General features: G+C 62.1%; 12 protein-coding genes. 4 read left to right on the top strand and 8 right to left on the bottom strand.

Features of this window, described 5'->3' with window-relative positions; all coding sequences use genetic code 11:
- Positions 1-213: 213 nt before the first annotated feature.
- Together BHC62_RS15365 and BHC62_RS15360 are read right to left on the bottom strand one after the other, a co-directional pair.
- On the bottom strand, positions 214-603 hold the full coding sequence (locus tag BHC62_RS15365) for a YbaN family protein (RefSeq protein ID WP_070995438.1): 390 nt from the start codon (positions 601-603) through the stop codon (positions 214-216).
- A gap of 20 nt (positions 604-623) precedes the next feature.
- The gene (locus BHC62_RS15360; protein ID WP_029292445.1) at positions 624-1,211 is read right to left on the bottom strand and encodes a YecA family protein; all 588 of its coding nucleotides are present in this window, start codon (positions 1,209-1,211) and stop codon (positions 624-626) included.
- Between the two features lie 274 nt (positions 1,212-1,485).
- Here BHC62_RS15360 and recQ point away from each other — a divergent pair, with 274 nt between their 5' ends.
- Complete coding sequence (gene recQ / locus BHC62_RS15355) at positions 1,486-3,615, top strand: DNA helicase RecQ (RefSeq protein WP_029292447.1); 2,130 nt, start codon at positions 1,486-1,488, stop codon at positions 3,613-3,615.
- 121 nt (positions 3,616-3,736) lie between these two features.
- Positions 3,737-4,171, top strand: coding sequence for a MarR family transcriptional regulator (locus BHC62_RS15350; RefSeq protein WP_029292449.1), 435 nt, complete (start codon positions 3,737-3,739; stop codon positions 4,169-4,171).
- Positions 4,172-4,297: 126 nt separating this feature from the next.
- Here BHC62_RS15350 and BHC62_RS15345 read toward each other — a convergent pair whose 3' ends face one another.
- The gene (locus BHC62_RS15345; protein WP_029292452.1) at positions 4,298-6,487 is read right to left on the bottom strand and encodes a patatin-like phospholipase family protein; all 2,190 of its coding nucleotides are present in this window, start codon (positions 6,485-6,487) and stop codon (positions 4,298-4,300) included.
- Positions 6,488-6,571: 84 nt separating this feature from the next.
- On the opposite strand from BHC62_RS15345, the gene BHC62_RS15340 reads away from it, so the two are divergent.
- Complete coding sequence (locus BHC62_RS15340; RefSeq protein ID WP_029292454.1) at positions 6,572-6,859, top strand: SelT/SelW/SelH family protein; 288 nt, start codon at positions 6,572-6,574, stop codon at positions 6,857-6,859.
- 38 nt (positions 6,860-6,897) lie between these two features.
- Here BHC62_RS15340 and BHC62_RS15335 read toward each other — a convergent pair whose 3' ends face one another.
- From BHC62_RS15335 to BHC62_RS15325, 3 genes are all read right to left on the bottom strand, one after another.
- Positions 6,898-7,179 carry a hypothetical protein gene (locus BHC62_RS15335; protein WP_070995437.1) on the bottom strand — a complete coding sequence of 94 codons (282 nt, stop codon included), beginning with the start codon at positions 7,177-7,179 and terminating at the stop codon, positions 6,898-6,900.
- 128 nt (positions 7,180-7,307) lie between these two features.
- Positions 7,308-8,189: a DMT family transporter gene (locus tag BHC62_RS15330; RefSeq protein ID WP_070995436.1), complete on the bottom strand. Its 882-nt coding sequence runs from the start codon at positions 8,187-8,189 to the stop codon at positions 7,308-7,310.
- Positions 8,190-8,282: 93 nt separating this feature from the next.
- Complete coding sequence (locus BHC62_RS15325) at positions 8,283-9,041, bottom strand: AraC family transcriptional regulator (protein WP_070995435.1); 759 nt, start codon at positions 9,039-9,041, stop codon at positions 8,283-8,285.
- 134 nt (positions 9,042-9,175) lie between these two features.
- On the opposite strand from BHC62_RS15325, the gene BHC62_RS15320 reads away from it, so the two are divergent.
- A complete protein-coding gene (locus BHC62_RS15320) occupies positions 9,176-9,985 on the top strand; it encodes a UDP-2,3-diacylglucosamine diphosphatase (RefSeq protein WP_029292463.1) in 810 nt (269 codons plus the stop codon).
- Between the two features lie 122 nt (positions 9,986-10,107).
- Here the strand turns inward: BHC62_RS15320 and BHC62_RS15315 are convergent, their stop codons facing one another.
- Entirely contained in the window at positions 10,108-11,307 is a 1,200-nt protein-coding gene (locus tag BHC62_RS15315) for an amino acid aminotransferase (RefSeq protein WP_176770978.1), read from the bottom strand.
- Entirely contained in the window at positions 11,304-11,660 is a 357-nt protein-coding gene (locus BHC62_RS15310) for a 4a-hydroxytetrahydrobiopterin dehydratase (protein ID WP_017134918.1), read from the bottom strand. Before BHC62_RS15310 ends, BHC62_RS15315 begins: the two co-directional genes overlap by 4 nt.
- Positions 11,661-11,683: the final 23 nt, after the last annotated feature.

Genomic DNA, 11,683 nt, shown 5'->3' with positions numbered 1-11,683 from the left:
TGGGCAGACTTGGACGCGGCAAGAGCCGCATCCAAGCTTCAAATGTGTAAACGATGTCCCCGGTTTCAGATGTAAAGGATGTCTACGGTTCTACACCCCGTTGGGCTGCGCAGCAGCCCCAAAACCATCTCCCCCGGTATACCTGACACTACTTGGTGGGACTTATTGGGGCTGCTGCGCAGCCCAACGGGGGACAAGCCCCCTCGCCACGGGTCAGTTGGATCGTGGTGGCAGGGTTTTCTGGCGCAGGATATAGATCGTCACCAGCACCGCACTGGTCAACATGAACCCGCGTGCCCAGGGCAATGGCACCAGGTAGCAGGACAGGCCGATGCTCAGCCACATCAGGCCGATGGCGTACACCTTGCCTTTGAGAGGGATACCGTTGCCATCCAGGTAATCCCGAATCCAGGGACCCAGGCGCGGATGGTTGACCAGCCACGCATAAAAGCGCGGTGAACTACGGGCAAAACAGCCGGCAGCCAGGAGCAGGAAGGGGGTGGTCGGCAAGACTGGCAAGAAGATTCCGATCACGCCGAGCACTACGCTCAACCAGCCAATGGCCAGTAGCGCGTAGCGCACAATCGGCGAGCGGTTGCCCATGGGCGCCACGGGCGGGGGACTCAGTGGTGGCGAGGCTTGAGGATCGCCGGTTTTTCGTCGGGGGCGTTGCACAGCAGGTACAGGGCGGTCAGTGCTTCCGGGATCTGTACGATCATGTCGTCCATCAGGTTGGCATCGCTGGCGATATCGGCGAACTCAGGCTGGTCGTCGAACAGGCCGGAACCGACCATGATCGGCAGCAGCATTTCGCTGACTTCGTCCTCGGCGGTTTCGAACCAGGCCGCTTCACGCAGGAACACGCCTTCCATGAAGCCAATGCACCAGCCGCGCAGGTCGGAGTCGTCCGGCTCTTCGCCCAGGTCGAGGTCGCATGGCAGCTCGAACTCTTCATCGGATGCCAGTTGGCGGGAGATGTGGGCCTTGAGCTGGACCAGGGTTTCTTCGATTTCGGTGCGCTGGGCCTCGTCCTTGTAGTGAGGCTCTTCGGCGAACAGCGCGTCGATCCATTCACGGTCAGGGACCTGCTCCGAGCAGATCGATAGCGCAGTCAGGTAGCCATGGGCGGCTACGTAGTCCAGCGCCTCGTCATGCAGCTCATCGGCATCGAGGAAGGCTTGCAGGCGGTTTATTTGCTCAGCGAAGGACATTGAAAGACTACCTTGGGAATAAACGATGCTGAATTCTAGGCCTTCTTGAGCGTGCAGGCCAGCCGCACTGCATATTTGCAGGGTTTCCAGATGGGCCGCTATTCGTCAGTGGCGCCCTGTGCGGGGGAGCGCTCGGGTATACTGCCGCGTTTTGTGATGCCCCTGCAGGCCGGAGGCGGTCGCGGGAAAAGTTCGCTTACGGATTATTTCCCGGCCAAGCGCGCTTTTTCAGCCAGCCTGTACAGAGGGATTTCGGTGGAATTTGGAGTTTTTCATGCTTGAACAGGCTCAACGCGTCCTCAAGGACATCTTCGGCTACGACAGCTTTCGTGGCCGCCAGGGTGCGATCATTGAGCGCGTGGCCAGCGGTGGTGATGCGCTGGTCTTGATGCCTACCGGTGGTGGCAAGTCGTTGTGCTTCCAGGTGCCGGCATTGTTGCGTGAAGGGCTGGCGGTGGTGGTTTCGCCGTTGATCGCACTGATGGACGACCAAGTGGCCACCTTGGAAGAACTGGGTGTCGCCGCCGCTGCGTTGAACTCGACCCTGAGTGCCGAGCAGCAGCGCGACCTGGCGGCGCGGATCCGCCGGGGCGAAGTGAAGATGCTCTATCTTGCGCCCGAGCGTCTGGTGCAGCCGCGCATGCTGGCGTTTTTGCAGAGCCTGGAAATCTCCCTGTTCGCCATCGACGAAGCCCACTGCGTTTCCCAATGGGGTCACGATTTCCGGCGTGAATACCTGCAACTGGGGCAACTGGCCGAGCTGTTCCCCAATGTGCCGCGCATTGCCCTGACGGCCACGGCCGACAAGCGCACCCGCGAAGAAATCGTCGAGCGCCTGCACCTGCAGAACGCCGAGCGCTTTCTCTCCAGCTTCGACCGGCCGAATATCTTTTATCGCATCGTGCCCAAGGAACAGCCGCGCAAGCAATTGCTGGCGTTCCTCTCGGAGCGGCGCAGCGATGCCGGGATTGTCTATTGCCTGTCGCGCAAGAAGGTCGATGAAGTGGCCGCATTCCTCTGCGAGCAGGGCTACCCCGCGCTGCCTTACCACGCTGGCCTGCCCAATGAGTTGCGGGCCTATCATCAGAAGCGCTTCCTCAACGAGGAAGGCCTGATCATGGTGGCGACCATTGCGTTCGGCATGGGCATCGACAAGTCCAACGTGCGCTTCGTTGCGCACATGGACCTGCCCAAGTCCCTCGAGGCGTACTACCAGGAAACCGGACGCGCCGGCCGCGATGGCCTGCCGGCGGATGCCTGGATGGTCTACGGCCTGCAGGATGTGGTGATGCTCAAGCAGATGCTGCAAAACTCCGAAGGCGATGAGCGCCACAAGCGCCTGGAGCAACACAAGCTCGACGCCATGCTGTCGCTGTGTGAAGAGACCCGCTGCCGCCGCCAGACCCTGCTCGCCTATTTCGACGAAGACATGCCCCAGCCGTGCGGGCATTGCGATAACTGTGTGGACGGCGTGCAGACCTGGGATGCCACCGAGCCGGCGCGCCAGGGCCTGTCGGCGATCTTCCGTACTGGCCAGCGTTATGGTGTCGGGCATCTGGTCGATGTGCTGCTGGGCAAGGACAACGAAAAAATCCGCAGTTTCGGTCACCAGCACCTGTCGGTGTATGGCGTGGGCAAGGCGCGGGCTGAAGGCGAATGGCGGTCGTTGTTCCGCCAGATGGTGGCCCGTGGCCTAGTGGATATCGATCTGGAAGGCTATGGCGGCCTGCGCCTGAATGACAGCTGCCGGCCGCTGCTCAAGGGCGAGGTCAGCCTGGAGCTGCGCCGCGACCTCAAGCCGCAGACCACTGCCAAGTCCAGCAGCACCAGCCAGGCCAGCCAACTGGTGCGCGGCGAGGAGCGGGAACAGTGGGAAGCCCTGCGGGCGTTGCGGCGCAAGCTGGCGCAAGAGCACAGCGTGCCGCCCTACGTTATTTTCCCCGACTCCACCCTGCTGGAAATGCTACGCGAGCAGCCCACCACCATGGCTGAAATGGCCCGGGTCAGCGGCGTGGGCGCGCGCAAGCTGGAGCGTTATGGCCAGGCCTTCCTGGAAGTCCTTGGCGGCCAGGCCGAGGCACCGAAGGAAATCGCCGATATCCGCCATGAACTGATCAGCCTGGCCCGTGCGGGCATGACGCCGATCCAGATCGCCGGGCAGTTGCAATGTTCGGAAAAAAACGTCTACACCTTGCTGGCCGAGTCCATTGGCAAGCAGCAGTTGTCTCTGGAGCAGGCTCTAGATCTGCCGGAGGACTTGCTCGGGGAAATCCAGGACGCCTTTCTCGACGGCGAAGGTGAATTGCCACCGGTTAGCGATATAGCGCCGCTGTTTACCGGACGGGTGCCCGAGGGCGTTTTGTACTGTGTGCGGGCCGCTTTGCAGTCGGAATTCGAGATTTAATGTGTCAATTACGACAATGTAACGAATCAGTACATTGCAAACCTTGCCTACTGTCATGGGTCATGCTTAGCTGACTAATAATTAGCCATACTTTATTTTCAGTCTAACCCATGAGTTTTTTATGCCGTTAACCGATCAACACCGTTTTGGCATGCAGTTGGCGCAAATGTCCCGTGGCTGGCGCGCAGAACTGGATCGCCGCCTGGCGGGGCTGGGATTGTCCCAGGCCCGCTGGTTGGTGCTGCTGCATCTGGCCCGTTTTGAAGAAGCACCGACCCAGCGCGAATTGGCGCAGAGTGTCGGCGTTGAAGGGCCAACATTGGCTCGCCTACTCGACAGCCTGGAGAACCAGGGCCTGGTGCAACGCCAGGCGGTGGTGGAAGACCGGCGTGCCAAGCGCATTGTGTTGTGTGATCCCGCCCGCCCGTTGATCGATCAGATCGAGACCATCGCCACGGCCCTGCGCCAGGAGCTGTTTGTGGGTGTCGATGAAGAGGATATGCGGGTGTGCATGCGGGTCCATGGGCACATCCTGGCTAATCTGGAAAAGACCTGAGCCGATTACGTCGCTGATCAAAATGTGGGGGCGGGGTTGCTCGCGAAAGCGGTGTGTCAGTCAATATATTCGGTGACTGAACCACTGCTTTCGCGGGCAAGCCCGCTCCGTCTTGGCTAAGTGTCGTTAGAAGGTCTGGCCGAGGTTCAGGTACACCGCCTTCTGATTGTCATCATTAAACCCATAGCTGAAATTCAACGGCCCCAGTGGCGTATCGAACCCCAGGAAGATGCTCGCGGCGTTGATGTAGCCACTGTCGAACTCATTGTCGTTGTTCCACGCCCGCCCGCGTTCCAGGGAGGCGCCCAGGTACAGCGGGAAGTCCAGTGGCAAGTACGAGCGTGGGGTCAGGCGACGGTAGTAGACGGCGCGCATCAGGCTGATGTTCTGCCCGGAAATCGCATCCTGGCGGAACCCTGACAACTGCCGCGCGCCGCCCAGCAGGAAGCTGGAAATCACCACGTCGGAATCATCCAGGGTGCGCCCGTAGCGACCGCCCAGTACCAGGGTGTCCGGGCCGTGGCTCATGGCTTTGTCCAGTTTGAACTCCCATTGCCGGTAGCGCTGGTCGGAGCCCAGGCCCGGTTCGAACTCACGGTAGGCCAGGCCGATGTCCTCACCTGTGTGGGGGAAGTACACGTTGTCCAGGGAGTCGAACGAGTACTTGAGTTCATAGAACCCCTCGCTGAAGCTCACGCTCGGCAAGTCGCGGTCGCCGATGCGCACATCGGCCTTGCCCCACGCCTCTCCCACGCCGAAGCGGATTTCGCCGCTGTTGCCGATCTGCCGACCGACGTTCAGGCCAAACCCGTAGCGCTCAAGGCGGTATTCGGAGATCGGGTCGTTATCCAGGATCAGTTCGACGTTCTGCGCCTGGGCGCTGATGTAGGGGGCGACGAAATAACGTGAGCCGGTATCCATCGGCTGATAGAACTCGCTGTACAGCTCCTGGCGATCACCGATCTGTACCCTTGTCAGCCATTCGGCGCCGAGGCGGTTGATGCCGTTGACCCGGTAGCTGGCGCCGAGGTTGAAGGCGCTGTCGCCGCGCATGTCGTCGGACAGGTTGAGCCCCAGGCGCAGGTAATCGGTGCCGCTGCGTTTGCCACGGGCGCTGATCACCAGGGTGTTGTCCGGGCCTTTTTTCACCACGCGGTATTGCACCTGCTCGAAGTAATCCAGGCCATACAGGGTGCCCATGTCCGATTGCAGGCGGGCCAGGTTCAGGGGTTCGCCGATGGGTTGGCGGATGTAGTAGCGGATCACGTCGTCGCCGACTTTCGAGTCGTTCTCTACCTTGATTGCGGTGATCGTCGGGTTGCGCTGGCCCGGGGTGCGGGCGGCGGTCAGTTCGGCGTCTACCGAGCCGGTGGGGCGCAGGCGTGCCATGCGGGTATCCAGGGCACGGGTGGCGCGGTAGCCGGCGTCGATCATGTCCTTGGCGCGGCCAAAGTCGGTCACACCATAGGCGGCCAACGGTGGCTGGATCAGCACGTCGCCGGGATGCAGGGCCTTGAGTTGCTCCTCGGAATTTCGGCGGGTCATCAGGGTGATGGACTGGTTGAGCACATCCACCACCGTCGCCAGTTGCTTGCGGCTGCGCAGCGGCGTACCGATATCCACCACGATGGCGATATCGACCCCCATCTCACGTGCCACATCCAGGGGGATGTTATCGGTCATGCCGCCATCCACCAGCAGTCGCCCGTCCAGTTCCACCGGGGCGAACACCGCGGGGATCGACATGCTGGCGCGAATCACCTGGGGCAGGTGACCCTTGCGGAACACCACTTTCTCGCCGCTGGTGATATCGGTGGCCACGGCGCGAAATGGAATCGGCAACTTGTCGAAGTCGCGGGTGTTGCTGCTGTGGGCGAACATGCTCTCCAGCAGCAGCGCCAGGTTCTGACCCTGGATAACGCCCAGGGGCAGGCCGAGGCTGCCGTCGTCGCGAAAGCTCAGTTTCTGCTTGATCAGGAAGTCCCGGTCATCCTGCTTGCGCCGGAACGGCACGTCTTCCCTGGGCGGGGCATCGGACAGCGCCAACTGCCAGTCGATGCTCAGCGCCAGCTTTTCCAGTTCGTCGATCTTGTAGCCCGACGCGTACAGCCCGCCAATCACCGCCCCCATGCTGGTGCCGGCAATCGCATCGATATGGATGCCTTGCTCTTCCAGGGCCTTGAGCACGCCGATGTGCGCCAGGCCACGGGCGGCACCGCCGGACAACACCAGGCCGATTTTCGGGCGGGGGGCTTCCACGGCTTGGGCAAGGACAGGGAGCAGGCACAGCAACAGGCAGGACAACAGGCGGCGCATCATCAATCTCGGGGCTGGACGGCAAAGGCCGGTATTATAGCCATCCGATCCACCTGTCTCGTCATCTCAGGAGTTCTTCATTTCATGTCCGCATCCAGGCCCGAGATTGTCATCACCTATTGCACCCAATGTCAGTGGCTGCTGCGCGCCGCGTGGCTGGCCCAGGAACTGCTGAGCACCTTTGCCGATGACCTCGGCAAAGTGGCCCTGGAACCGGCGACCGGCGGGGTGTTTCGCATTACATGCGACGGCGTGCAGATCTGGGAGCGCAAGGCCGATGGTGGCTTTCCGGAGGCCAAGGTACTCAAGCAGCGGGTACGTGACCAGATCGATCCAGAGCGAGACCTGGGGCACAACGACCGTACCTCGTAAACGACACTGCCGGCATGCAGCCGGCAGTGACAGTGGGTTTATTTGGCGGCCATTTTGTTTTTGATCCAGCCGACGACAAGCGTCAGCACCAGGCCGCCGACACCGCCGCCGACGATATTGCTGCCCACCGCCGCGACATCCAGCGCGCCGCCAGGAGGCAGGCCGCTGATGGCCGAGACGATCTGCCCCAGCACCAGGCCGCCGACGCCACCGACCACTGTATTGAGCCCGGAGCCCAGGCCTTGTTTGCTCAGGCCGGCCAGGTTGCCGCCGACTGCGCCGCTGATGATCTGAATGATCAGTGTGATGAACATGTCCATGGTGAAACTCCTGCGTAGCGTTAGGGGAGCGACCACTCGCATGCAGCAACTTCAAGGTTCACGGCTGTCGTCGAGGAGTCTGTATCCGTTGAACGACAGCTGACTGTTGCGGATAGGAAAAGTATAGATCAGGCCATGGTTGATGGCTGTTTGACCTTGACGGGGCGGCTCATCAAGCCCGAGACCACGATGGCCGCAATGATCAGTGCGCCGCCCAGCAGCATGCGCAGGGTCGGGGTTTCGCTGAACAGCAGCCAGGCCACGGTGATGCCATACACCGGCTCCATGGCGAACACCACGGCAGCGGTGCGCGCCTTGAGCACTTTGAGGCTGGCGACAAACAAACTGTGGGCCAGGCCAGTACAGAACACCCCCAGCAGGCCGATCCATAGCCAATCCAGAGCGCGCACGTCGCCCAGGCCAGGAGCGGCGAAGGGCAACAAGCACAGGGCCACCACCACATTTTGACAGAGGGCCGCCTGCACTGGCGGGATGCTGGCGCTGGCTCGATTGTTCAGCGACAGCAGCGAGAACAGCAGGCCCGAGACCACGGCCCAGACCAGGCCGCTGGTGGCCTGGCTGGCGAGATCGAAGTCCGGGGTGACCAGCACCAGGCCGATGCTGACCAGCAGCACCAACACCATTTCATTGGCGCGAATCCGCTCGCGGAAGATCAGGCCTTCGAGGATCACCGTAAAAGCCGGGAATGTGGCAAACCCCAAGGTCGCAATCGCCACGCCGGCCACTTTCACCGCAATAAAGAAGCTCACCCAGTGCCCGGCCAGCAGCAGGCCGCTGAGCAGCAGGCGCCGCAGGTCGGTGCTATAGAGTTTTTGCCACGGCGTGCTGCTGGCAAAACGCGCGAACAGCGCCAGGGCGATTACCGCGAAAGCGGCACGGCCAAATACGATGATGCCGGGCGAGGCGGCGGCAAGCTTGCCGAAGACGCCGGTGAGGCCAAACATCAGTGCGCCGATGTGCAGGGCGCCTAAGGCAGTGCGGGGAGTCATGACAGTCCTTAAAACAGTAAGCAGGCAGGCATCCAGTCTAGAGCGCCTGGCGCCTGGGTGTCTGTCGTGGGAATCGCCGGTTTTATCGCAGGACTAGCGCCCGTTGTCGAGCCGGCGCAGGGCTCCGGGCGAGCTGCCGAACTCGCGCAACACGGCCGCGGCAAACGCGCTTTGCGAGCCATAGCCGACCCGCGCGGCAATCTCGCCAATGGGCAGGAGGCTGTCGCGCAACAAGCCGCGGGCCATTTGCAGGCGGCGGGTGCGGATGTAGTCCATGGGGGTCAACCCGCATTCGGCGACAAAGCGGGCGTGCAGGCGGGCGACGGAAATATCTGCCAGCCGTGCCAGATCCGCGACCTGCAGCGGGTAGGCCGCGTGCTGGTCGATATGTGCGTTGAATGCGCCGTAGGGCAGGCGTCGCGCGCTGGCTTGAGCAGGCGGCTGGCCATTGAGCGTAGCCAATAACAACACCGCGCCTTGCTGGGCGATCAGTGGGTCATCCAGCGCGCCGCTCGCCAGCCAGGTGACCAATTGGCCCTGGCGGGCATCCAGCTTCACCCGAGCCGGTTGGTCCAGCAGGCGGCGACTGGCATCCGCGTGCTCGCCCAAAGATTGCATCACCCACTGTTCGTCGGGCACATCCAGCACCAGGCATTGGCTGCCACGGGGGCTGCCACAGCTGTGATGGGTGGAGAAGGGCAGGACCATCACCCCTTGCGGGCAGATTTCGCCGCCGATGCCTTCCACCTCGAAGTCCAGGCGGCCGGCCAGGCCAAACACCAGTTGCGCGTGGTCATGGCTATGGGCGATCAGGTCGTGGGTGTAATGGCGCAGCGTGAGGGTCGGTCTCATCGCAATCTCCCGGGCAGGCCGGCAGTTTACACCGCCCGACGCGCGGCGGGCGTTGTCATCTGACTGACGCAAGACTGTCATGGGCTATTAATTGCCCGGGAGCAAGCTGGCGAAAACACCCTCGAGGTATGCCCATGACCAGCGCCGAGCTCGCCAAACCCAGTCGCAAGCAACGGGTTCGCACCCTGTGGATCTCCGACGTGCACCTGGGCACCCGGGATTGCCAGGCCGAACATTTGTCGCGGTTTCTCAAGGGCTACCACGCCGACAAGGTGTACCTGGTGGGCGATATCATCGATGGCTGGAAAATGCGCGGCGGCATGTATTGGCCCCAGGCCCATACCAACGTGATCCGCCGCCTGCTGACCATGAGCAAGCGCGGCACCGAGGTGATCTACGTCACCGGTAACCATGACGAGTTTCTGCGCCGCTATTCCAAGCTGATCCTGGGCAATATCCAGTTGGTGGACGAAGCGGTGCATGTGACCGCCGATGGCCGGCATCTGCTGGTGATCCACGGCGACCAGTTCGACGTGATCACCCGCTACCATCGCTGGCTGGCGTTTCTCGGCGACTCGGCCTACGAATTCACCCTGACCCTCAACCGCTGGCTGAACCACTGGCGGGCACGCTACGGCTACGGTTATTGGTCGCTGTCGGCGTACCTCAAGCACAAGGTGAAGACCGCAGTGAGCTTTATCAGCGACTTCGAGGAAGCCATCGCCCACGAAGTGACCAAGCGCGAGTTGCACGGCGTGGTGTGCGGGCATATCCACCACGCGGAGATTCGCAAGGTGGGCGAGGTGGACTACCTCAATTGCGGGGATTGGGTGGAGTCGTGCACCGCGTTGATCGAGCACTGGGATGGGCATATCGAGCTGTATCGACTGGCGGATGCCCAGGCCAAGGAGGCGCAGGTCAAGGCCGAGATGGTTGCGGGCTGAGGCAGATATTCCTGGGTCAACGCGGACAAATGTGGGAGCAGGCTTGCCCGCGAAGGCGGTGTGTCAGTCACTATATGTATCGACTGACACGCCCTCATCGCGGGCAAGCCCGCTCCCACTTTTCAGGGTTTGCACACGTCTGCAATGGCCTCGGCCAGCAACCCCAGCCGCGTCTCATCAATCCCGGCGACGTTGGCGCGCCCGGAGCTGACCATGTATACGCTGTGTTTTTCCCGCAGTTGCTTCACCTGTTCGGCGCTCAGGCCGGTATAGGAAAACATCCCGCGCTGCACGCCGACATGGGCGAAACGCTCGGCCAATCCATGGGGCACCAGTGCTTCGACCAGGCCCGAACGCAACTGCGCGATGCGCGAGCGCATGCCTTCGACTTCGGCGCTCCACAGCTGTTTGAGTTCGGCATCACCCAAAATGGTGGCGACTACAGCAGCCCCATGATCCGGCGGTGTCGACCACAGGTTGCGCGCGATAAACGCCAGTTGGCTGCGCACATCCAGCAGCTTCTCGGCATCGTTGGCGCACACGATCAGCGCGCCGACGCGGTCGCTGTACAGGCCAAAATTCTTCGAGCAGGAACTGGTGATCAGCACCTCAGGCAGTTCATCGGCAAACAGGCGAACTGCCCATGCGTCTTGCTCCAGGCCGTCGCCAAAACCCTGGTAGGCGAAGTCGATCAGCGGCAGGAGGTGGCGTTCGCGCACGATCTGCAGCACCTGGCGCCAGTCGTCCTGGGACAGGTCGAAACCGGTGGGGTTGTGGCAGCAAGCGTGCAGCAGCACCACGTCGCCTTCGGGCACGGTGGCCAGGGTGGCGAGCATGGCCGGCACGTCCAGGCGGTTGTCACTGCCCACGTATGGGTAGTGGCTGACCTTGAGCCCGGCCTTGGCGAAGATGGTTTCGTGGATCGGCCACGTCGGGTTGCTCAGCCACACGCCACGGCCTGGCAGGCTGTGGGCGATGAAGTCGGCGCTCAGGCGCAGGGCGCCGGTGCCACCCGGGGTTTGCGTGGCGCCAGCGCGTTGTGCCTTGAGCAGTGCGCTGCCTGCGCCCAGCACCAACTCACTAACCAGCCAGCCGAAAGCCGGGTCGCCATGCCCACCGATATAGGTCTTGGTGGTTTGCTGCTCGACCAGGCGCTGCTCGGCGCGCTTAACTGCCTGCAGGATCGGGGTCAGGCCCTGGGCATCCTTGTAGACGCCCACGCCGAGGTCGAATTTTTGCGGGTTGGCGTCCTTGGCATAGGACTCCATCAGCCCCAGGATCGGATCACCAGGCACCCGGCCAATATCGGCGAAATGCATCACTTGCGGCCCTCGGCATCCTTGGCTACTTCGTCGGTGCGCGCGGCCATGATGAAGTCGTTGCGGTGCAGGCCTTTGATCGAGTGGCTCCACCAGGTCACGGTGACTTTGCCCCATTCGGTCAGCAGGCCTGGGTGGTGGCCTTCAGCCTCGGAGATTTCGCCCATGGCGTTGGTAAAGGCCAGGGCGAATTTGAAATTCTTGAACAGGAATACTTTTTCCAACTGCATCACACCGTCGCGCACTTCGATGTTCCAGTCGGGGATCTGCTTGATCAGCACCGGCAGTTCTTCGTCGCTGACTTGTGGGGCGTCGGCACGGCAGGCTTCGCAATGGGCTTGGTTCAAGGTGGTCATAAAGGTGTTCCTGAAATCGAGTA

This window comes from Pseudomonas sp. 06C 126 (assembly GCF_001855215.1).
In the GTDB taxonomy this organism is placed as follows: domain Bacteria; phylum Pseudomonadota; class Gammaproteobacteria; order Pseudomonadales; family Pseudomonadaceae; genus Aquipseudomonas; species Aquipseudomonas proteolytica.
This window is presented reverse-complemented; position numbering and strand designations above follow the sequence as displayed.

Excerpts from the sequence above, each read along its gene's own strand:
- BHC62_RS15345 (WP_029292452.1), bottom strand. The coding sequence starts at position 6,487 with ATGCGCCGCCTGTTGTCCTGCCTGTTGCTGTGCCTGCTCCCTGTCCTT.
- BHC62_RS15340 (WP_029292454.1), top strand. The coding sequence starts at position 6,572 with ATGTCCGCATCCAGGCCCGAGATTGTCATCACCTATTGCACCCAATGT.
- BHC62_RS15360 (WP_029292445.1), bottom strand. The coding sequence starts at position 1,211 with ATGTCCTTCGCTGAGCAAATAAACCGCCTGCAAGCCTTCCTCGATGCC.
- BHC62_RS15330 (WP_070995436.1), bottom strand. The coding sequence starts at position 8,189 with ATGACTCCCCGCACTGCCTTAGGCGCCCTGCACATCGGCGCACTGATG.
- recQ (WP_029292447.1), top strand. The coding sequence starts at position 1,486 with ATGCTTGAACAGGCTCAACGCGTCCTCAAGGACATCTTCGGCTACGAC.
- BHC62_RS15350 (WP_029292449.1), top strand. The coding sequence starts at position 3,737 with ATGCCGTTAACCGATCAACACCGTTTTGGCATGCAGTTGGCGCAAATG.
- BHC62_RS15365 (WP_070995438.1), bottom strand. The coding sequence starts at position 603 with ATGGGCAACCGCTCGCCGATTGTGCGCTACGCGCTACTGGCCATTGGC.
- BHC62_RS15335 (WP_070995437.1), bottom strand. The coding sequence starts at position 7,179 with ATGGACATGTTCATCACACTGATCATTCAGATCATCAGCGGCGCAGTC.
- BHC62_RS15320 (WP_029292463.1), top strand. The coding sequence starts at position 9,176 with ATGACCAGCGCCGAGCTCGCCAAACCCAGTCGCAAGCAACGGGTTCGC.
- BHC62_RS15310 (WP_017134918.1), bottom strand. The coding sequence starts at position 11,660 with ATGACCACCTTGAACCAAGCCCATTGCGAAGCCTGCCGTGCCGACGCC.
- BHC62_RS15325 (WP_070995435.1), bottom strand. The coding sequence starts at position 9,041 with ATGAGACCGACCCTCACGCTGCGCCATTACACCCACGACCTGATCGCC.